The following is a 20,535-nucleotide window of genomic DNA, read 5'->3' on the forward strand; positions in this document are numbered from 1 at the left end:
CGAGTTTTTTAAATTTGTTCTAACTCTTTCTGAATTAGACCGCGAATTTCATCTGGCAAACGACGTGGTCGCATTTCAGCACTAATACACGCCAATTCCACTTCGCCAGATGCCAACAAGATTTCACCACGATAAATATTTTGTTGCAATACAAAAGACGTAGCTTTACACGAAACTACACTTGCTGTAACAGTAATTAAGTCATCCATTAAAATTGGACGTTGATATTTGACATTAATTTTATGCACCACGAAGTTGTAGTCTTTTTGGTGCCAGTAATGGTCTACACCAGAGGCACGTAACCATTCGGTACGGGTACGTTCCATAAAGCGAATATGGTTGGCATGATAGACAATACCGCCTGCGTCAGTGTCTTCAATATATACACGAATCTGAAATTCGAACTTATTCGCCATGATAGTGTTCCATGTCTAGATTTAATGTTGTGTTTCGAACCCATGACGGTCTAAAGCTGCTGGGAGGAATTGCAGTAAATAGATTGGTCAGTATTATGGGTTAGGTAATGCCTTGAAGTTTAGCAGTTTGAGATGACCGTCCAATGGCACAAGATTTCAATCTGAAAACTGATGAGGCCGAGTTTGAAGAATAAAAAAGCTGACTTTGCATTGATAATTTTGGGGGAAAGATGAGCCGTCGCGCCTATTTAATTTGGTTGATTGTGATTGTTGCTGGGCTCATCTATTGGTGGAAACCTAGCCCGAATGTAGAAAGTGCTCAGGACTATCAGCGAGTCAGCAGTGAGGTGCAAACCTTTAATGGTTATACCATGACCAATCTAGCGGATTATGAAGGGCAATTTCGAGTGCTTTCACGGGAAAATTACCGTTCGGGACGCGAGGCTGAACTGAGTCCTGTCGATTTTGCACTGGGTTGGGGAGCCATGGCAGATCCATCCGTCTATAAACAGATTTCGATACGGCAAAGTAATCGCTGGTATTACTGGCGTTATGAAAATCAGCCACCGATTCCACACCATGAAATTGAAACACATAGTGCCAATACACATTTGATTCCAGCCAATTCCACAATCGCAAAGCAATTGGCCGATGTGGATCAGGATGACCTGATTTATTTAAAAGGGCATTTGGTGGAAGTGAAAGCAGCGGATGGATGGACATGGCGTAGTTCACTGAGTCGTGAAGATACAGGCAATGGGGCGTGTGAACTGATGCTGGTGGAAGAAGTGCGGGAGCTTTAGTTCACTCTTCATTCGAGAACTGACTGGTTTTGGCGGAAATGATTTGAGGGTCTAGATTGTCGTTGGGATGAAAAGGTGATCCTGCATGATCACCTTTTGCTTATTATATCTTAATTAGAGTTTTTCATTGGGTTGCTTCCATTGGCTTTGGATTTGAGTAGCGAACTTTGGATAGTCCTGAATAAAACGAATATGCAGTTCTACACCTGTTTTTAGGGTGGCATCATCCACGATGAAATAAGGATTATGATTCGGTGCAGCCTGATCTATTTTTTGAGATGGAGGTGTTGCGCCTAAAAAAACAAAGAGGGATGGCATAAGCTGACCATAATATGAAAAGTCTTCACTTGCACTCGCATTGTTATTCATCACATGCAGTTTATCTTCACCTGCCACCTGTTTCAGTGTCGGTTGCATCAGTCGGGTCAAGGTTGGATTGTTTGTGGTGACAGGTGCATAAGCAGCAATTTCAACTTTCGCCTGTACATCATTGGCTAAAGCATTGTGTTCTAACATGATGGGAATATTTTTTAACAAGTTCTGGCGAATGTCTTCATTGTTGGAGCGGATGGTACCCACCATATTGACTTGTTCAGGAATGACATTGCCTGTTGTGCCGCCCTGTATACTGCCAATACTAATTACGCCCATCCCTTGCGTTAGATTGGATCTGCGGCTAATCAGACTTTGTAAATTGTTAATCATTTGCGAAGCGGCATAAATCGGATCTCGACCATCCCATGGCATTGAACCGTGCACTTGTTTTCCATTGACTTGAATGCGGAGGTGATCTGCGCTATTGAGTATCGCACCTTCTTTGTAGAACAGATTGTTACTTGGCATGCCAGCCATCACATGCAAGCCAAAAATCACTTCTGGTTTTGGATTCTTGAGTGCACCATCTGCAATCATTTTACGTGAGCCAATTTCAGCACCTTGCGTGAAATTATCTACATCGGCACCACCTTCTTCGGCGGGCTGGAAAATAAATACGACAGTACCTGCCAATTTATCACGATGCTCTGCTAATACTTTGGCCGCACCAAGCAACATAGCGGTATGTGCGTCATGTCCACAGGCATGCATGACCGAAACCTCTTTGCCTTGATACATGGCTTTCGTTTTGCTGGCAAAAGCAAGCTGCGTTTTTTCTTCTATAGGCAAGGCATCCATATCTGCGCGTAATGCCATGGTTGGACCTGATTTTGCACCTTTTAATATGCCAATCACGCCTGTTTTGGCAAACCCTGTTTTTACTTCGATGCCATAAGATTTAAGCTGCTGTTGCACTAGTTTTGAGGTTTCAAACTCCATGTTTCCCAGTTCTGGATGCTGATGAATGTGATGGCGTAGGTGAATCGTCTGTGCTTCATTTTTTTCGACCGCAGTATTAATCCAGTCGGCAAAACTTAAGGGACTACAGAGCAAAAGAGAAGCAGCAAAACAGGAGAATGGAAATGCTTTCATGTCATACACAGCCTTGTGATAAATAATTATTGAGCTGTAGAACATGCCATTGAGTTTGAGAGAAGGCAAAAACCCTATAGGTATATTTAATTGATTTAAAGGTATGCGTGAAAGTTATAACAATGGAATGGAAGAATTGAATCGGGAAAATGTCTTTTGAAAGGTTTTAAAAAAGGGAGACTTGCTCCCTTTTAAATCATTTTTCTTTCGGTTCAGGTGGTGTCATTCCAAACTGTAAATACGCCATATTGGTGGCAATACGCCCACGCGCGGTACGCATCACATAACCTTGTTGAATTAAGTACGGCTCAATCACGTCTTCCAAAGTGCCTGAATCTTCAGCCATTGCTGCAGCTAAGGCTTCTACACCTGCGGGACCACCATCAAAACGCTCAAGTAGCATAGATAAATAACGACGGTCTAAAGTATCTAAACCATCTTTATCGACATTCAGCATATCCAGTGCACGTTGTGCCATATCTTGTGTCACTTCGCCCGTACCTTTGACTTGTGCATAGTCACGAACGCGACGTAGCAGACGGTTGGCAATACGCGGTGTCCCACGAGAACGACGGGCAATTTCTGCTGAACCTTCGTGAGTAATGGGCACATCCATTAAATTGGCTGAACGCGTCACAATATGCGTCAAATCTTTAACCGAATAAAACTCAAGACGCTGCACAATCCCAAAACGGTCACGCAAAGGAGATGTCAGTAGACCCGCACGCGTAGTCGCTGCGACAAGGGTAAATGGAGGCAAATCCAATTTAATTGAACGGGCTGCAGGTCCTTCACCAATCATGATATCGAGTTGGTAATCTTCCATCGCTGGGTACAGAATTTCTTCAATGACTGGGGAAAGGCGATGAATTTCATCGATAAACAGCACATCGCCTTCTTCAAGATTGGTCAGCATGGCGGCTAAATCACCCGCACGCTCTAAGACTGGTCCTGAAGTGGACTTCAAGTTTCCACCCATTTCACGCGCAATAATATTGGCAAGTGTGGTTTTTCCCAAACCAGGAGGACCAAAAATCAGAGTGTGATCGAGTGCTTCGGCACGACCGCGTGCGGCACCAATAAAGATTTCCATTTGTTCGCGAACTACAGGCTGACCAATATAGTCATCCAGTGAAGTGGGGCGAATGGCACGATCGATATGATCTTCGGGTTTTTCGGAACCACCGATGAGACGGTCTTGCATATATTATTTAAACTTCAAGTGAATATGCTTCGTAGCAAAATGTCAGAAAAGAAAGTGTGTACCTTGGTGTAGTCTTTCCAGCTTCGGGCGAAATTCAGACATAACCTGCGGTTCGCCTTACTTTTGTTTAGGCAAAAGTAAGCAAAACCATTGTCATTCGCAAAACTCATCGAATGAAAGTTCGTATCGACTATATCGTAGAAACATTGATGTGCAAATGTCTCCTGATTCGAACAGTTGCGAATGACGTTTACGTGTATCGAATGACGTCTTAAAGGAAGTACTTTATTTATTCATCGACTTGAGTGCAGCACGGATAATGTCACTGGCTTCAGTAAAATCACCTTTTGCTGCATTTACCAATTTTTGTGCTTCTAATGGTTTATAGCCTAAAGATTGTAATGCGGCTTCAGCTTCGGCAACGGCTGAGTTTCCTGTAAATTGGATTTGCTCCACGGTCGAGTTACTAGGCACTGTCCCTGTCGACATGGCTTTAAAGCGATCACGTAGTTCAATCATCAGGCGCTCAGCGGTTTTCTTGCCGACTCCTGGCACTTTCACCAGCGTATTCACATCTTCATGTTCAACCGTATGAATCAGCATATCTACGCTTAATGTTGAAAGAATGCCGAGTGCCATTTTAGGACCAACACCATTCACTTTTAATAGGGTGCGGAAGATCAGTTTTTCTTGCTGATGTAAAAAGCCATACAGCAATTGCGCATCTTCACGAACCGCCAAGTGGGTCCATAACGTAACTTTTTGTCCTTTTTGTAATTGGCAAAATGTCGACAAGGGTGTGTCTATCTCATAGCCCACGCCATTTACATTCAGCAGGACTGTTGGGGCTTCGAGGGCAAACACTTCGCCAATTAAACATCCAATCATTTTTAACACTTCACTATTTTAGGTGTATACGGTTGCCAATCTGACAAATTAAGTGCGATCTCACTGACGCATCCAGAAATGCTATGGCAGGCATTTCTTGTACAGCGATTTGTGCTACATCAAGCCAGACTTGTTGCCTTGCAATTCTTGTGAAAGATTATAGGCTTGATGATCTGAAAACTTGGAAATAATATCCAGTACTTGCATAATATTTTCATAATGATTGTTGCCAAAACGCGCACCTGAACGCTGCAAAATGGTAAACAGACGTTGCTCTTTAAAACTTAAGGTTTTGTGCGGAGTCGTAAGCGGAATAAAGGCATCTAAAATATTTTGCAAACTTTGATGTGCAATAATTTCCAAACCTGCTTTTTGCGGATGTTCAAAAATTTTATCGCGTGCCAATTCTTTGGCGCGGTTAATGCCGAGTTCAATATCTTCGGAACAATACTGTAAGAGGCTGCCTTTAAGCTGCCCAGTCAGAATTTCATAATGATGTTTGGCAAAAGCGGTGGTGACTTCATCTACTAAACGTTTCATCACCCGACCGCGTAATGCGGCAATTTTTTGTTGCCAAGTCGTATCCATCGAGAGTTCTGAAGGTCTGCCATAATCTGCAATCAAGTCCAGAAAGATCGGTTCGACTTCCTCATAACTGAGCATATTCAGAATAATGCCATCTTCCAAATCAATCAGTGCGTAGCAAATATCGTCTGCGGCTTCTAATAAATAGGTCAGTGGATGGCGGCAATAACGATCGGGTGCCAACTGAATTAAACCGAGTTGTTCGGCAATTTGCCCCAAAATATCTTTTTCCGCCTGATAGCAGCCAAACTTGGCACGCATGCTGGCAGGGGTATTACCCTGTTCGGCAATGGTTTTCGATAACCATGGATATTTCAGGTACGCACCCAAAGTGGCGTATGTGAGGCGCATGCCACCATCGTTGGGATGGTAGTCAATCTTGGTCAGCAGACGTAAACCTTGGGCATTGCCTTCAAATTGACGTACATCGGCTTCTTCTTCTGGAGTGAGCTTTGCCAAGAAATTACCATGTGAGGCATCATCAAACCATTCGCGAATGGCATATTCACCAGCATGACCAAATGGCGGGTTGCCAATATCATGTGCCAAGCAAGCGGCTTGAATAATGGCACCAACATCGGCAGGGGAAATCCAGACGGGGAGTTCGTCCTTAATTTTCTCAGCCGCCAACATGCCGAGTGAACGCCCAATACAGGAAACTTCGAGTGAATGCGTGAGACGGGTATGAATACCGTCATGTTGGGTCAGGGGATGAACTTGGGTTTTACGATTGAGTTGTCTGAAACTTTGCGAAAAGATAATACGATCATAATCTTTATGAAAAGGGCTTCGTGCTTGTTCTGAACTTTGTTTTTTACTGCCAATGCGAACTGTGGAAAGCAGTTCTAACCAACGCATTTGTTCCATTTATTATGTTTCATAGAAGGATTGCCTAAATCATGCCAAAAAACCTGCCGTTGCACTAGAGCAGTGCGACATGATTTGACGGTTGGAATGTAAATAAAGTGGTGTGGCAGTTTAAATTGAAAGCGAGAAGAAGGCAGCGGAATCTTGAGTGAAGTTTTTGCGTATATTTTCAGCAATAATAAATATTTTGAATGAAAAAAATGTGGGCGCTTTCCACTTGAGGAATCAATCTAGTTATTTATTTTTATGTCATTTTCTCTAAAAAAGTGTAAGAAAGCGGTTACATGTGAAATTCTTACAGGAATAGGTCACATAAATAGAGTTATCTATCTAGCTGATTTTACCTTTTCACAGTAGAATATGTGCTCTCTTCAAAGTCACATTGCGGTAAAGTTCAAAAGACTTGCCCGTGGAGCCAAAATCAGCATGTTTATCGTGGCCGGTGCACCAGCACATTCTTCTTTTAAGAAAACTCAACTATTATCACGTCTAGCGTCAATTAGTTCTGTTCAATCAATAGAAAGCCAATGGGTCTATCTGTTTGACCAAGCGCTCAACGAGCAACAGCAGCAATCTGCTTTACAATTGTTAAATGAAGGCAAAAGCTTCCAAGTCCGCCAAGCTGCGAATGATGAAGTCCAAATTTTGGTGACACCTCGCGTGGGTACGATTTCACCGTGGTCTTCTAAAGCAACGGATATCTTCGCCAACTGTAATACCCCGATACACCGCCTTGAACGCGGTGTTTTGTTTACTTTAAAAGGTATTTCTGAAGTATCGAATGAAGTAAAGCAGGCTTTACACGACCGCATGACTGAGAGCGTATTCAGCAGTATTGAAGATGCTACGGCATTATTTCAGGAAACTGCACCAAAACCTTTAAACTCAATTGATATTTTGGGTCAAGGTAAACAGGCATTGGTTCAAGCCAACTCTGAATTTGGTTTTGCGTTGTCTGATGAAGAAATTGATTATTTAACTGAAGCATTCATTAAGCTGGGTCGTAATCCGCATGACATCGAACTGATGATGTTTGCTCAAGCCAACTCTGAACATTGCCGTCACAAAATTTTCGGTTCAGAGTGGACCATTGATGGTGAAGTTCAACCGCTATCATTGTTCCAAATGATTAAAAACACTTATAAAGAATCACCAACTGACGTTTTATCGGCGTATAAAGATAACGCATCGGTGATTGTGGGTTATGACACACAACGTTTCTATCCGAAAAAAGACGAAGATACTGGTCACTATACTTATAAATATAAGAGTCAAGCTGCTCATATCTTGATGAAAGTGGAAACTCACAACCACCCTACAGCGATTGCACCATTTGCGGGTGCTGCAACAGGTTCAGGCGGTGAAATCCGTGATGAAGGTGCGACAGGTCGTGGTGGTAAACCAAAAGCAGGCTTAACCGGCTTTACCGTATCAAACTTAAACATTCCTGGTTTTGAACAACCTTGGGAAGAAAACTACGGTAAACCATCTCGTATGGCATCTCCTCTTCAAATTATGATTGAAGGTCCATTGGGTGGTGCTGCGTTTAACAACGAATTTGGTCGTCCTGCGTTAAATGGTTATTTCCGTACCTTTGAACAAAACGTGAATGGCGAAGTAAAAGGCTTCCACAAGCCAATCATGATTGCAGGTGGTTACGGTAACATTCGTCCTGATCATGTCGAAAAAGATGCGATCCAACCAGGCGATTTACTGATCGTTCTTGGTGGTCCAGCGATGTTGATCGGTCTTGGTGGTGGTGCTGCATCATCTGTAGACAGCGGTACCATGGGTGAAAGCCTGGACTTCGCTTCTGTACAGCGTGAAAACCCAGAAATGGAACGCCGTTGCCAAGAAGTGATTGATACTTGCTGGCGCATGGAAAATGAAAACCCAATCGTATCTGTACATGACGTCGGTGCGGGGGGTATCTCGAATGCGATGCCTGAATTGGTGAATGACCATGAACTCGGTGCAATTTTAGATCTTCGTAAGATTCCTTCACTTGAATCAGGTATGTCTCCAATGGAGATCTGGTCAAACGAAGCACAAGAACGTTATGTCCTTGCGATCAAACCAGAATCTTTAGCATTATTTGAATCGATTTGTGCGCGTGAACGCTGCCCATTTGCTGTATTGGGTGAAGCGACTGAAGCACGTCAATTGACTGTAAACGATCCATTGTTTGACAACAAAGCGGTGGATATGCCAATGCAAGTGATGCTTGGCGGTACACCACGTATGAGCCGTTCATACGAAACCATCGAACGCAAAGGCGACGATTTTGATGCATCACAAGTGGACTTGAAAGACGCGATTTTCCGTGTATTAAAGAACCCAACTGTTGCGTCTAAATCATTCCTAATCACCATTGGTGACCGTTCAATTACAGGTATGGTTGCGCGTGATCAGTTGGTGGGTCGTTGGCAAGTTCCTGTTGCAGATGCAGCAGTGACCACCACAAGCTTACAAGGTTACACCGGTGAAGCGATGGCAATGGGTGAACGTCCACCAGTGGCATTGTTAAACCCAGCAGCATCTGCACGTTTGGCTGTGGCTGAATCCATTTCAAACATCATGTGTGCCAACATCGAACAGATCAGCGACATTAAATTGTCTGCAAACTGGATGGCAGCAGCAGGGCAAAAAGGTGAAGACCAAGCCCTGTTCGAAGGTGTAAAAGCGATTGGTATGGAAATGTGTCCTGCTTTAGGGATTGCAATTCCAGTCGGTAAAGACTCACTTTCAATGCGTACCACTTGGAATGATGAAGGTCAGGACAAGTCAGTGACTTCGCCAATGAGTGGGGTCATTACTGCATTTGCTCCTGTAAATGATGTACGTAAAACGCTAACTCCAGAATTGAAAAATACCGATTCTGTATTGGTACGTATCGACTTGTCTAAAGGTCAGTTCCGTTTAGGTGGTTCGATCCTTGCGCAAGTGTATAAAGCGATTGGTTCGGTGACGCCAGATGTCGACAGTTTTGCTGACTTCAAAGCCTTCTTTGATGTGGTTCAAGACTGGAACAACCGTGGCTTAATTCAAGCCTACCATGACATTGGTGATGGCGGTTTATTGGCAACTGTTGCGGAAATGATGTTTGCTTCACGTTTAGGTGTGGCATTAGAAAATCAAACTACGGCAGCGTTATTTGCTGAAGAAATTGGTGCGGTTTTACAAATTAAAGCTGAAGATTGGGAAGCGTTACAACTTGAAGTCACCACTTCGAGCTTAAAAGATGCGATTTCAGTCGTGGGTTATGTGAATACCACAGACCAATTGACAATCAATGGTTTGACTTTGCCACGTGTTGACTTACAGCATGCTTGGGCTGAAGTATCGCATCAAATTCAACGTTTACGTGATAACTCTGAAACGGCTGACCAAGAATTTGCCTTAATTGCAGACAACTCACATCAGGGCATCATTGCACAGCCAACTTTCGATTTGAATGAGCCAGTTGAAGCGCCGTTTATTAATTTACGTCGCCCAAGCATGGTGATTTTGCGTGAGCAAGGCGTGAATGGTCAAACTGAGATGGCTGCTGCATTTGACAAAGTTGGCTTCAACACTGTTGACGTGCACATGAGCGATTTACTTGCAGGTCGTGTTGATTTGGACGACTTTGAAGGTCTCGTGGCGTGTGGCGGCTTCTCTTATGGTGACGTTTTAGGTGCTGGTGGCGGCTGGGCAAAATCAGTCTTGTTCAACCCACGTTTACGTGATCAGTTTGAAAAATTCTTTAACCGTCAAGAAACCTTCACTTTAGGTGTGTGTAACGGCTGTCAAATGATGTCACAACTTGCACCGTTAATTCCGGGTGCAGATGCTTGGCCACGTTTCCACCGTAACACGTCTGAAGTATTTGAAGCGCGTAGCGTGAATGTTCGTATTGAAAAATCACATTCAGTCTTGCTTGAAGGGATGGAAGGTTCGATTCTTCCAATTGCAGTAGCCCATGGTGAAGGTCGTGTGGTGGCAACTGCGGATCAATTGGCTGCGTTAAATGCGGGCAACCAAGTGACTTTACGTTATGTCGACAGTCACGGTAACCCAACGCAACACTACCCATTGAACCCGAACGGTTCTCCAGAAGCGATTACAGGTGTAACCTCTAAAGATGGTCGTGCAACCATTATGATGCCCCACCCAGAGCGTAATTTCCGTGCTGTTCAGCATTCTTGGAAACCTGAAGAGTGGACTGAAGATGGTGCATGGTTACGTATGTTCCGTAACGCACGTAAGTTTATTGGTTAATCCATAACTCATTCAAAAGCCACCTTCGGGTGGCTTTTTTTGCTTGAAGATTATTGTTGTAGATGCTGCTGCATAAATTGATCCACTTGACGGGTATAGTCATTATTTTGCCCCAAGTTTCGATTAATCTCTGCATGCGATAAGGGCAGAGGTAAATAGGCTGTCGAAGTACCTAAATCTTTGGCTTGTTGTATAAATGAATGTGCTTGTACACATGGTTGATCAGGACGAATGGTAGAACAGACTGCCAGAAAAGCAGGCAGTGGATGTCTTAATTGTACTTTGGGTGAAACTAAACGCCAGTCTTCGAGAGAGGAGCCAAAGACATGGTCATAAAATTGTGCATGTTGATTCGACATGATGGCTTCTACGTCATAGGCAGCACTATCTAAAGCTATGGTGGCTTTCCACGGTTGTGGAAAATTACTGATCCATTTGGGACGGGTAGACAGTAAGGTGACCAAGTGTGCCCCAGCCGAGTGCCCCATAATCATGATTTTCTGAGGATCTGCCTGCCAATTTGAGGCATTCTTCTGTACAAAATTCAGTGCATCGGCAATATCTTGCGTCTGCTGTTGCACTGTGACACTTGGCACTAAGCGATAATTCAATGAAATGACTACCCAACCTTGTTTGTTCCAATAATCTGCTTTATGTTGAATTAAACCCTGATGGGCTTTATCACCAATACTCCATGCTCCACCATGAACAACCAATAAAATAGGCGCTAATGTCTGATTCGATGATTTTTGTGCGCGAGATTTAGGTAAATAGACATCAAGTTTTTGTAAGGCGTCCGAGCCATACGCAATATTGCTGGTCGTATTTTTTCTTTGAAAAATCTCAAGATTTTGAAAGAAATCGGCATAACAAAGTTGAGTGCCCATCAGCATAAGCAGAAATAAAGCGAAAAAAGATTTGTGCTTCATAATGATCACAAAGTTTATTGTTATGGATTAAATTTTATCATTTCTAAATATTCTATTTAGCTATTATTTTAAATTTGGAAAATATAGTTTGAAACACTCTTGTGCAAGCACGAAGTGAAAAAGTTGGTGTAGAATTTGCTTAATAAATAATCGAAATAGATGTTTCTTTCTTTTTAGCAATAAAAATGTATTGGAGATAGAGAATGATAAAAACAGCAACATATCCGAATAAGATCGTGCTAAAGCAAAAAGGCTGGAAGTGGTTTGCGATTGTCGTTGCGCTGCAATTGAGTTTAATCCTTGGCTATGCAATGACACAAAATATGTAGGATTTAAAATCAATGCTTTAGCGTCTTAATAGAGGTCGCTAAAGCATCTGTCATTTATGTATTGTTATTTTGGTATTCAGTAATGACTTCTAAAGCAGCACGGAAAGCTTCTTGCGTAGCAGGAGCGCCACAATAAGGTAAGCTGTGGAGCAGCACTTCCTGAATTTCTTCTACCGTTGCACCATTATTCAGTGCACCACGAACATGCCCTTTCAGTTCAGTCGGGCTTTTTTGTGCAGTTAAAAAAGCAATGGTAATCAGTGAGCGGTATTTACGCGGCAACACACCTTCACGTTGCCAAGTCGAGCCCCAAGCATGTTCATTAATCCAATCTTGTAGTGGCTGAGTAAAAGGTACGGTGTTGTCTTGGGCGCGTCTAACAAAACTTTCACCCATCACTTCTGTGCGTACTTTTAATCCATTTTCATAATCTTGCTGAGACATCTGTGTCACTCTTCTTCATTAAAAAAGTGATAAAAGTTTAACCTTTTATCACTTTGATCTGTATCGTTTTTCAGAAATATTGCCTTAAGCGACAATTTCCACTGCAATTGCAGTCGCCTCACCACCACCAATACACAGTGCAGCGATGCCTTTACTTTTACCTAAACGCTTTAATGCATAGATTAAGGTTAAGATAATGCGTGAGCCAGATGAACCCAATGGGTGACCCAGTGCACATGCACCACCGTTGACATTCACTTTTTCAGGGTCAAGATGGAAAGCATCAATAGCAGCCATGGTGACCATGGCAAAGGCTTCATTAATTTCCCATACATCCACATCTTCCACAGACCAGCCTGCTTTTTTCAGCACTTTTTCAATGGCAGCTACAGGCGCAATGGTAAATTCAGAAGGATGTTGAGAGTTGGTTGCCGTAGCGCGAATATGTGCCAGTGGAGTTAAACCACGATCTGCAGCCTGTTCAGCCGACATCACCAACATTGCAGATGCACCATCTGAAATAGAGCTTGAGTTGGCAGCGGTGATGGTACCATCTTTGGCAAAGGCAGGACGTAGGTTTGGAATTTTATCAATATTGGCATTAAACGGATTTTCATCCTGCGCCACAACCACATCACCTTTACGGCTAGATACAGTAACAGGTGCAATTTCGGCTTGCAAAAAACCATTTTGAATTGCGGTTTGCGCACGAGTTAAAGAACGAATGGCAAACTGGTCTTGTTGCTCACGGGTATAGCCTTTTTTATCGGCCATTTTTTGCGCCAACACACCCATGGAAAGACCTGTTTCTGCATCTTCCAAACCTTCTTGGAACATGTGGTCTATCACGTTGCCATGACCCATACGGTAGCCCGAACGTGCCTTTGGCAGTAAGTAAGGCGCATTACTCATAGATTCCATGCCACCCGCCATTACAATTTCTGCATTGCCTGCACAAATGGCATCGGCAGCTTGCATCACGGCTTTCATACCAGAACCACAGATTTTGTTGATGGTGGTTGCACCGACATGATCAGGCACACCAGCAAGACGCATGGCTTGGCGAGCTGGACCTTGCTTTAAACCTGCTGGCAATACACAACCCATAATCACTTCATCAATATCTTGAGCGGCGAGGTTTGCGCGCTTTAATGTATCCTGAATAACGGCTGCGCCAAGTTCTGGGGCTGAAAGACTTGATAATGCACCTTGAAAACTTCCCATCGCGGTACGGCTACCAGCAACAATGACGATGTCTTTATTCATATTTATCTCCGTGTATTTATATCTGTGTTCCATTCTTGTTGAGTCAAAATTAAAGCAGCCGAAGCTGCTTTAAACAATCTAATTTATGCACTTACAGTTTCTTGAATGTCATCGACAATCAATTGTACGCCTGTAACTGCTTGAATTTGTTCTAAGCTGACATCTTTCGCCAGTTCAATCAGTTTTATACCTTGTGGGGTAATGTCCATCACGCCCAAATCACTAATAATCCGATTGACCACACCTTGACCTGTGAGTGGCAGGGCACATTGCGCTACAATTTTAGGGCTACCATCTTTGGCACAGTGCTCCATCAGAACAACCACTTTTTGTACCCCAGCAACCAAGTCCATTGCACCGCCCATGCCTTTAACTTTCTTGCCTGGAATCATCCAGTTGGCTAGGTCGCCCTGTTCAGACACTTCCATGGCACCCAAGATGGCAATGTTGACATGTCCACCACGAATCATGGCAAAAGACTCTGAACTTGAGAAAAAGGCAGCACCTTTACGTGCAGTAACGGTTTGTTTACCTGCATTGATTAGGTCTGCATCCACTGTTGTTTCAGTTGGGAATTCACCAATGCCCAATAAACCATTTTCAGACTGTAACCAAACATTGATTTTTTCTGGAATGTAGTTGGCAACCAACGTCGGTAAACCAATACCAAGATTCACGTAAAATCCATCTTCAAGTTCTAGCGCAGCACGTGCAGCCATTTCATTGCGTGTCCAAGCCATGATTAAGCCTCCTGCTTAATGGTTAATTGTTCGATGCGTTTTTCTGGGGTGGCATTCAAGATAATGCGATTGACATAGATACCTGGTAAATGGATGTCATCTGGATCGAGTTCACCAATTTCAACCACCTGTTCCACTTCAACCACGGTAAATTTACCTGCCATTGCACATTCAGGATTAAAGTTACGTGCCGTTTTACGGAAGATTAAATTGCCTGCTTTATCCGCTTTGTAAGCTTTAACCAAGGCGACATCTGCCGTTAATGCGTTTTCAAGAATATAGGGTTTACCATCAAATTCGCGTTGTTCTTTACCTTCGGCAATTAGCGTACCCACACCTGTTTGCGTGAAGAAAGCAGGGATGCCTGCACCACCAGCACGTAATTTTTCTGCCAGTGTGCCTTGCGGGGTGAGTTCAACTTCGAGTTCACCATTTAAATATTGGCGTTCAAATTCTTTATTTTCACCCACATAAGATGAAATCATTTTTTTAATTTGTTTGGTTTGTAGTAATTTGCCTAAACCGAAATCATCCACGCCAGCATTGTTGGAAATACACGTAAGCTCATTTACCCCAGTTTGTTTGAGCGCTTCAATCAAGGCTTCAGGAATACCACATAAGCCAAAACCACCGACTGCAATCGTTTGTCCATTTTTAACGACATCTTGCAAAGCAAGTGTGGCATTTGAATATAACTTATTCATATCAACTTCTCTAAATCCCTTAGGTTTGTATGAACTCATTATTAGCACCGTACTGGCGTAGAATGAAGTTGAAAATTTCAAACAGTTAATCAGAAAAACTCAATAATGGAGTAAAAACAGCCAAGATTCAGCATAAAAGACGGCTGAATCTTGTAATTCAAGAATGAGTATGTGCAGGGGATAATCTATTTATCCAATCTAAAGCATTAATCTATATATGATTATTGTAATTATACTGTTTTAAGGTTTCGATAAACTGTGCCGTAATATTGGAAATCTCAAAATTCTTTTTATAGATAATTCCAACAGGCTTAATCAAGTCCTGATCTTGTAATTCAATCAACACATTTTTATCCGTATCAATAAATTGCTGGAAATGCCGCGGAATGACGCTGACTCCGATGCCGAGCGCCACAAAGCTGGATAAGGAACTGATTTGGTGACACTCCAGTTTTAAGTCCAGTTGGATATTGTTTTTGTTGCAGTTTTCCTCAATCAAGTGACGCACAATCGAGGGTTGTTGCAGGGTGACAAAAGGATTGGCACAAAGCGCTTTCCATGTCAGTGACTTGGCATCGGCTAAAGGGTGGTTTTTGGGTAACAGTGCAAGAAAGTCTTCATTGAACAAGGGCAGAAATTCTAAGGTGTCGACCTGTTGTGGTTCAAAACAGATGCCAAGTTCAAAAATGCCATCCAATACATTTTCAATAATTTTTTCATTGGTAATGTCATGAATTGAAAAATTGATGTTCGGGTGTAAGGTCAAAAAATTTTGAATTACATTGGGCATGATGGCATGCGTGACAAAGGGCATAGAGGCAATACTGAGCGTGCCGCGTTGTAGCTTAAAACGTTGTTTGACGTCTTTCTCCATATCCTCCCAATTCGCCAGTAATTTTTTGGCATAGGGAATCAGTGATTTTCCTTCAAAGGTAAGCTCGACCCGACGTGTATTACGCTTAAATAATTTCCCGCCCAATTCTTCCTCTAGGGTTTTGATGGTTAGGCTCAAGGCAGACTGACTCAGATGCAGTTCATTCGATGCATTGGCATAGTTCAAACTACGTGCGAGGGCAAGAAAGGCTTTTAATTGTTTTAAGGTCATGAGCAGAAATGTACCAAGGGGTTTAGGCGAAGAAAGCGAGCTGGCTTAATTTTGATCCTTTTTCACATGAAAAGCAAAAAAACAATGCAGTTACAGGAGATTAAATTTATTTATGCTTTAATGTTTATAATAAATTTTAATATTAACTGGGGTTGTTTTTATATTATAAAAATATGATTAATGAGTTTTTTAAAACAATTAATCATATTTTTAAATATATTATAATTGTGATTTATTTTTATCTTTAAGTGGTTGATATAGATAATTATACTAATTAATTTTTATTATATGCTCTATTTAAATGTTGTTTTTTTATTTTTTGATGATATTTTTTTAAATACTATAAGTGGTAGTAAAAAATATTTCTGCTTGTTGTTTTTATAAAGGGTTTAGGATAACTCTTAATAAAATTAAGCATATTTTTCGGTCAAAAAATAAAGGTCTATCACATTGTTTGCGCAATGTGTGCACCCTTATGTATTCTTTATCAGGGAGAAAAGAATATGTGGGATTTATTTGTCATCCTGCTGTCGTTAGGCTTGTTGATGTACACAGCCTATAAAGGATTCTCGGTCATTCTCATGGCACCCCTCTGTGCCTTGCTTGCTGTATTTTTAATTGCACCCAACCATGTATTGCCATTCTATTCAGGCGTGTTCATGCCAAAGATGGTGAACTTCATTAAAGATTACTTCTTGGTGTTCTTATTGGGTGCGATTTTCGGAAAAGTGGTGGAAATGTCGGGGATTGCCTCCTCGATTGCGAAAACCATTGTTAGTTTAATTGGGGCTAAACGTGCAATCTTAACGGTTGTATTGTTAGGCGCAATTTTGACTTATAGTGGTGTGAGCTTGTTTGTGGTGGTGTTTGCCGTATATCCATTTGCAAATCAATTGTTCCACGAGGCGAATATTCCGAAACGTCTCATTCCGGGAACCATTGCACTTGGTGCGTTTACTTTTACCATGGATGCCTTACCGGGTACGCCACAAATTCAAAACGTGATTCCGACCACGTTCTTTGGAACCAATATTTATGCAGCGCCTTTCTTAGGGATTATTGGTGCCATTTTTGTTCTATGTATGGGTTTGTTGTACCTACAATGGCGTTGTCGTGTAGCTGCACAAGCAGGTGAGGGCTATGCAGGATTTGCCAGTGCACAGCTACCATCTGAATCTACTGCAACAACATCGAATATTTTAGATACACCGAATGGTTCTAAAGCGCGTCAAGCTCTGGCTTTTGTTCCGCTCATTTTAGTTGCTGTGATGAACAAATTTTTATCCACGGCTATTCCAAAATGGTATCCAAATGGCTTTGATTTCAATGCCATTGGTTTGGCGAACTACACTGTAGATGTTGCCAAAACAGGTGCAATTTGGGCGGTTGGCTTGGCATTAATTGTCGGCATTATCAGTGCATTTTTATATGACTACAAACGTGTTATTGAGCAATTCAAAGATGGGGTAAACACCAGTATCAGCGGTGCTTTACTTGCGGTGATGAACACGGCTTCTGAATATGGTTTCGGCGCGATTATTGCGGCATTACCAGGCTTTGCATTGATCAGTCACGGTTTAAGCTCAACCTTTACCAATCCATTGGTGAATGGTGCAGTGACCACGACGGTCTTGGCGGGGATTACCGGTTCTGCTTCTGGCGGTATGAGTATTGCCTTGAGTGCGATGGCGGATACATACAACGCAGCGATTTTAGCGGCAGGCATTCCACCAGAAGTGATGCACCGTGTGGTGTCTATGGCATCAGGCGGTATGGACACTTTACCGCATAATGGTGCAGTCATTACCTTGCTTGCGGTGACAGGCTTAACGCACAAGCAATCGTATAAAGATATCTTTGCTGTCACCATCATCAAAACCACAGCAGTATTTGTGGTGATTGCAGCATTTACCATTTTCGGCATTGTTTAAGATCAGATTGATAGCGCCTGTACCTAATCATTTAGCTCAGGCCTAAAAGGAGTAAGTAATGAGTTTGCAGTTAGAAAATAAAGTTGCATTTATTACAGGTTCAGCCAGCGGGATTGGTTTAGAAATTGCCAAAAAATTTGCCCAAGAAGGGGCAAAAGTGGTGATTTCAGACATGAATGCAGAAAAATGTCAGGAAACAGCAGACGCACTAAATGCACAAGGTTTTCAGGTACTTTCTGCACCTTGTGATGTAACCGATGAAGCACAGTATCAAGCTGCAATTGAGTTAACTCAAGCGACTTTCGGGACTTTGGATATTCTGATTAATAATGCAGGTTTCCAGCACGTTGCCCCAATTGAGGAATTTCCAACCGCAGTCTATCAAAAACTGATTCAGGTGATGTTGACGGGTTCTTTTATTGGGATTAAGCATGCCTTTCCCATTATGAAAGCGCAGAAATCGGGTCGTATTATTAACATGGCTTCGATTAATGGCTTGATTGGATTTGCTGGCAAAGCGGGTTACAACAGCGCGAAACATGGTGTGATTGGTTTAACCAAAGTTGCGGCTTTAGAATGTGCCCGTGATGGCATTACCGTGAATGCACTTTGCCCAGGCTATGTGGATACACCGTTGGTACGCGGTCAAATTGCTGATTTGGCTAAAACACGTAATGTAAGTTTGGACTCTGCACTTGAAGATGTGATTTTGGCGATGGTTCCACAAAAACGTTTATTGAGCGTAGAGGAAATTGCTGACTATGCCATTTTCCTAGCCAGTGACAAAGGTGCAGGCATTACAGGCCAAGCTGTGGTAATGGATGGTGGATACACCGCACAATAATCAAAATATTCATTCGCAATGACTTCATACAGCCATTTAAGGATTGATCTTTCTTAAGATGGAGTCGTTGTTTTTCCTTGACCAGTCAGCAACGACTGGTTCTTTTTTATGTTTATGGATATCGGTTTTATTTTTCACATTTAAAAAACAACAGAATAATTGAAAATAGAGACAGAACAAAAATCACAGGCCAAATCACCAGTAGATCGACACGGATATCGGCATCTGGTGTTTTGATTTTAATTAGTAATTCCCATGCAGCATAGAGTAGCCAGAAGATGGTCGTGATGCCTAAATATTTGGCACGACGTCTGTGGCTAAAATTACGAACAATCAAATAAGCAATAAAAAATGCAACCGCAATTAAGAAAATAGAAAGAGGTTTCCCCACCAGTAGGCTTGCTAGAAAATGCATGGAAACCTCCTCAATCCTAAGTTATCCACCATAAACCACGGCATCAGGAATTTCATAGCGTTCCGAGCCAATTTTAATGATATTTAGGTCGGAATCTTTACTGCTGCTAAATTTTGGATGGTCAGCCTGACTTTGATCATATCCAGTAGCTCGTCCATTTTGGAAAATGATGACGCGTTTTTTGCCATTGTTATGTGTCACTGTAACGAAAGCATTACCGTTGCCTTGGCGTTTTACCCCAAATTGGCAAGTTCCCATCGGTTGTCCAGACATTGCAGTACAAGGAATTTTACCAGTCGCATGGTAGGGGGTGCCTGCCACTTTGGCATCATGTGAGGTGGTTTGCGTCGCCTTGCCACTAATTATAATTTCTAAACGATATGAGGCAACTTCATTTCTACGAGCTGCTGAGCGCATCATATAAACCCGAATCTTATATATGCCAGTTTTAGGTAAGACGCCTTCAAATTGTTTACCACTTGAAGAGCCTACAAACATGGCAGTTTCATTTTCCCCAGGTGCCAAAATATTGAAATAGGTGGCGCCATGCTTGGTGGCTAAACTGGTATTCATGACTTGTCCTGCATTCGCACGGAGTTCATAGTCCACAATTTCATAGCCTTTGATGGAGGAAGAAATAACAGCACTGGAGGTGCCTTTCTTAAATTGGACTTGTTCAGTGCGCATATCACTTGCCGCCATAAGCATGGGTGTTTGCAGTAAGCAAACCTACATGAATAAACTGGTCAGGAGTTGTTTCTTGCGAAGGATCATTCTTGAGCTCCATTTTTTTGTTATATGATTAGTTTATTTTTTAATCACAATTTAAGCAATTTTATGCTGTTTATAATGCGTTAGGAGATGTAAGGAATGGTGAATTTTAAGGTCGTATGTTGTTCAGTCTTGCACAGGAAATGAACTTGATGATTTAGGGAAAATGTCATTCGAAATCTCTCGTTTCTCTATTTTTCATTTGCTATGATTAAAAATTACGCATCACTATAATGAGAACAACGATGAGTTTTATTACAGCAGATCAGGCAAAAATTCTTTCAGCAACTGCCAAGTTAGATATCAATTTATATAAAGAGCGGCTTGCCAAATTAATAGAAGAAAGCGCCCAGCAAGGAAATACGGCCGTGTTTGCGGTTTTACCGAAACATTTGCCCTTAAATGAGATTCGGGAACTTTCGGCTGAATTGACTCAATTGGGGTACCAAGTACGTTTTGAAGTGAATGAATTTTTCTACAGCTTTAATGTTTATTGGATTTAGGATCAGGCATCTATGTATTAGTTTTAGGCAATAAAAAACCCTTTAAACCTTAAATTTAAAGGGT

Annotated in this window: 19 protein-coding genes; 6 read left to right on the top strand and 13 right to left on the bottom strand. The window is 42.1% G+C overall.

Features of this window, described 5'->3' with window-relative positions:
* Positions 1–8: 8 nt before the first annotated feature.
* On the bottom strand, positions 9–416 hold the full coding sequence (gene ybgC, locus ACWQ4X_RS09155; RefSeq protein WP_100241011.1) for a tol-pal system-associated acyl-CoA thioesterase: 408 nt from the start codon (positions 414–416) through the stop codon (positions 9–11).
* Positions 417–646: 230 nt separating this feature from the next.
* On the opposite strand from ybgC, the gene ACWQ4X_RS09160 reads away from it, so the two are divergent.
* Positions 647–1,219, top strand: coding sequence for a hypothetical protein (locus ACWQ4X_RS09160; protein ID WP_374528201.1), 573 nt, complete (start codon positions 647–649; stop codon positions 1,217–1,219).
* Positions 1,220–1,333: 114 nt separating this feature from the next.
* Here the strand turns inward: ACWQ4X_RS09160 and ACWQ4X_RS09165 are convergent, their stop codons facing one another.
* From ACWQ4X_RS09165 to ACWQ4X_RS09180, 4 genes are all read right to left on the bottom strand, one after another.
* Positions 1,334–2,686, bottom strand: coding sequence for an amidohydrolase (locus ACWQ4X_RS09165; RefSeq protein ID WP_457903413.1), 1,353 nt, complete (start codon positions 2,684–2,686; stop codon positions 1,334–1,336).
* 196 nt (positions 2,687–2,882) lie between these two features.
* A complete protein-coding gene (ruvB, locus tag ACWQ4X_RS09170; RefSeq protein ID WP_457903414.1) occupies positions 2,883–3,890 on the bottom strand; it encodes a Holliday junction branch migration DNA helicase RuvB in 1,008 nt (335 codons plus the stop codon).
* A 285-nt stretch (positions 3,891–4,175) separates the two neighbouring features.
* Positions 4,176–4,778 (bottom strand): Holliday junction branch migration protein RuvA, encoded by a 603-nt coding sequence (gene ruvA / locus ACWQ4X_RS09175; protein ID WP_016167371.1) that lies wholly within the window; start codon positions 4,776–4,778, stop codon positions 4,176–4,178.
* 114 nt (positions 4,779–4,892) lie between these two features.
* Complete coding sequence (locus tag ACWQ4X_RS09180) at positions 4,893–6,230, bottom strand: deoxyguanosinetriphosphate triphosphohydrolase (RefSeq protein ID WP_100241016.1); 1,338 nt, start codon at positions 6,228–6,230, stop codon at positions 4,893–4,895.
* A 426-nt stretch (positions 6,231–6,656) separates the two neighbouring features.
* On the opposite strand from ACWQ4X_RS09180, the gene purL reads away from it, so the two are divergent.
* Entirely contained in the window at positions 6,657–10,490 is a 3,834-nt protein-coding gene (gene purL / locus ACWQ4X_RS09185; protein WP_457903415.1) for a phosphoribosylformylglycinamidine synthase, read from the top strand.
* A 50-nt stretch (positions 10,491–10,540) separates the two neighbouring features.
* Here the strand turns inward: purL and ACWQ4X_RS09190 are convergent, their stop codons facing one another.
* Complete coding sequence (locus ACWQ4X_RS09190; RefSeq protein ID WP_457903416.1) at positions 10,541–11,377, bottom strand: alpha/beta hydrolase; 837 nt, start codon at positions 11,375–11,377, stop codon at positions 10,541–10,543.
* Positions 11,378–11,622: 245 nt separating this feature from the next.
* Here ACWQ4X_RS09190 and ACWQ4X_RS09195 point away from each other — a divergent pair, with 245 nt between their 5' ends.
* Complete coding sequence (locus ACWQ4X_RS09195; RefSeq protein ID WP_267285525.1) at positions 11,623–11,748, top strand: KGW motif small protein; 126 nt, start codon at positions 11,623–11,625, stop codon at positions 11,746–11,748.
* A gap of 54 nt (positions 11,749–11,802) precedes the next feature.
* Here ACWQ4X_RS09195 and ACWQ4X_RS09200 read toward each other — a convergent pair whose 3' ends face one another.
* The 5 genes from ACWQ4X_RS09200 to ACWQ4X_RS09220 all read right to left on the bottom strand — a co-directional run bounded on the left by ACWQ4X_RS09200 (position 11,803) and on the right by ACWQ4X_RS09220 (position 16,007).
* Complete coding sequence (locus ACWQ4X_RS09200; protein WP_457903417.1) at positions 11,803–12,192, bottom strand: carboxymuconolactone decarboxylase family protein; 390 nt, start codon at positions 12,190–12,192, stop codon at positions 11,803–11,805.
* Between the two features lie 84 nt (positions 12,193–12,276).
* Positions 12,277–13,458, bottom strand: coding sequence for a thiolase family protein (locus ACWQ4X_RS09205; protein WP_457903418.1), 1,182 nt, complete (start codon positions 13,456–13,458; stop codon positions 12,277–12,279).
* 83 nt (positions 13,459–13,541) lie between these two features.
* The gene (locus ACWQ4X_RS09210) at positions 13,542–14,198 is read right to left on the bottom strand and encodes a CoA transferase subunit B (protein ID WP_457903419.1); all 657 of its coding nucleotides are present in this window, start codon (positions 14,196–14,198) and stop codon (positions 13,542–13,544) included.
* A 2-nt stretch (positions 14,199–14,200) separates the two neighbouring features.
* Positions 14,201–14,902 (bottom strand): CoA transferase subunit A, encoded by a 702-nt coding sequence (locus tag ACWQ4X_RS09215; RefSeq protein ID WP_457903420.1) that lies wholly within the window; start codon positions 14,900–14,902, stop codon positions 14,201–14,203.
* 211 nt (positions 14,903–15,113) lie between these two features.
* On the bottom strand, positions 15,114–16,007 hold the full coding sequence (locus tag ACWQ4X_RS09220) for a LysR family transcriptional regulator (RefSeq protein WP_457903421.1): 894 nt from the start codon (positions 16,005–16,007) through the stop codon (positions 15,114–15,116).
* A 503-nt stretch (positions 16,008–16,510) separates the two neighbouring features.
* On the opposite strand from ACWQ4X_RS09220, the gene ACWQ4X_RS09225 reads away from it, so the two are divergent.
* Both ACWQ4X_RS09225 and ACWQ4X_RS09230 read left to right on the top strand, forming a co-directional pair.
* Positions 16,511–17,938 (top strand): GntP family permease, encoded by a 1,428-nt coding sequence (locus tag ACWQ4X_RS09225; RefSeq protein WP_457903422.1) that lies wholly within the window; start codon positions 16,511–16,513, stop codon positions 17,936–17,938.
* Positions 17,939–17,996: 58 nt separating this feature from the next.
* Positions 17,997–18,782 (top strand): 3-hydroxybutyrate dehydrogenase, encoded by a 786-nt coding sequence (locus tag ACWQ4X_RS09230; RefSeq protein ID WP_457903423.1) that lies wholly within the window; start codon positions 17,997–17,999, stop codon positions 18,780–18,782.
* A gap of 127 nt (positions 18,783–18,909) precedes the next feature.
* Here the strand turns inward: ACWQ4X_RS09230 and ACWQ4X_RS09235 are convergent, their stop codons facing one another.
* Entirely contained in the window at positions 18,910–19,197 is a 288-nt protein-coding gene (locus tag ACWQ4X_RS09235; RefSeq protein WP_142769160.1) for a hypothetical protein, read from the bottom strand.
* 21 nt (positions 19,198–19,218) lie between these two features.
* The gene (locus tag ACWQ4X_RS09240) at positions 19,219–19,905 is read right to left on the bottom strand and encodes a hypothetical protein (RefSeq protein ID WP_457903424.1); all 687 of its coding nucleotides are present in this window, start codon (positions 19,903–19,905) and stop codon (positions 19,219–19,221) included.
* A 308-nt stretch (positions 19,906–20,213) separates the two neighbouring features.
* Here ACWQ4X_RS09240 and ACWQ4X_RS09245 point away from each other — a divergent pair, with 308 nt between their 5' ends.
* The gene (locus tag ACWQ4X_RS09245) at positions 20,214–20,471 is read left to right on the top strand and encodes a hypothetical protein (protein ID WP_142769159.1); all 258 of its coding nucleotides are present in this window, start codon (positions 20,214–20,216) and stop codon (positions 20,469–20,471) included.
* The last annotated feature ends 64 nt before the right edge of the window (positions 20,472–20,535 follow it).

This window comes from Acinetobacter sp. NigerLNRRAM0016, from assembly GCF_054112845.1.

Coding starts and splice junctions, on each gene's coding strand:
- ybgC (WP_100241011.1), bottom strand. CDS start 416: ATGGCGAATAAGTTCGAATTTCAGATTCGTGTATATATTGAAGACACT.
- ACWQ4X_RS09160 (WP_374528201.1), top strand. CDS start 647: ATGAGCCGTCGCGCCTATTTAATTTGGTTGATTGTGATTGTTGCTGGG.
- ACWQ4X_RS09165 (WP_457903413.1), bottom strand. CDS start 2,686: ATGAAAGCATTTCCATTCTCCTGTTTTGCTGCTTCTCTTTTGCTCTGT.
- ruvB (WP_457903414.1), bottom strand. CDS start 3,890: ATGCAAGACCGTCTCATCGGTGGTTCCGAAAAACCCGAAGATCATATC.
- ruvA (WP_016167371.1), bottom strand. CDS start 4,778: ATGATTGGATGTTTAATTGGCGAAGTGTTTGCCCTCGAAGCCCCAACA.
- ACWQ4X_RS09180 (WP_100241016.1), bottom strand. CDS start 6,230: ATGGAACAAATGCGTTGGTTAGAACTGCTTTCCACAGTTCGCATTGGC.
- purL (WP_457903415.1), top strand. CDS start 6,657: ATGTTTATCGTGGCCGGTGCACCAGCACATTCTTCTTTTAAGAAAACT.
- ACWQ4X_RS09190 (WP_457903416.1), bottom strand. CDS start 11,377: ATGGGCACTCAACTTTGTTATGCCGATTTCTTTCAAAATCTTGAGATT.
- ACWQ4X_RS09195 (WP_267285525.1), top strand. CDS start 11,623: ATGATAAAAACAGCAACATATCCGAATAAGATCGTGCTAAAGCAAAAA.
- ACWQ4X_RS09200 (WP_457903417.1), bottom strand. CDS start 12,192: ATGTCTCAGCAAGATTATGAAAATGGATTAAAAGTACGCACAGAAGTG.
- ACWQ4X_RS09205 (WP_457903418.1), bottom strand. CDS start 13,458: ATGAATAAAGACATCGTCATTGTTGCTGGTAGCCGTACCGCGATGGGA.
- ACWQ4X_RS09210 (WP_457903419.1), bottom strand. CDS start 14,198: ATGGCTTGGACACGCAATGAAATGGCTGCACGTGCTGCGCTAGAACTT.
- ACWQ4X_RS09215 (WP_457903420.1), bottom strand. CDS start 14,902: ATGAATAAGTTATATTCAAATGCCACACTTGCTTTGCAAGATGTCGTT.
- ACWQ4X_RS09220 (WP_457903421.1), bottom strand. CDS start 16,007: ATGACCTTAAAACAATTAAAAGCCTTTCTTGCCCTCGCACGTAGTTTG.
- ACWQ4X_RS09225 (WP_457903422.1), top strand. CDS start 16,511: ATGTGGGATTTATTTGTCATCCTGCTGTCGTTAGGCTTGTTGATGTAC.
- ACWQ4X_RS09230 (WP_457903423.1), top strand. CDS start 17,997: ATGAGTTTGCAGTTAGAAAATAAAGTTGCATTTATTACAGGTTCAGCC.
- ACWQ4X_RS09235 (WP_142769160.1), bottom strand. CDS start 19,197: ATGCATTTTCTAGCAAGCCTACTGGTGGGGAAACCTCTTTCTATTTTC.
- ACWQ4X_RS09240 (WP_457903424.1), bottom strand. CDS start 19,905: ATGCTTATGGCGGCAAGTGATATGCGCACTGAACAAGTCCAATTTAAG.
- ACWQ4X_RS09245 (WP_142769159.1), top strand. CDS start 20,214: ATGAGTTTTATTACAGCAGATCAGGCAAAAATTCTTTCAGCAACTGCC.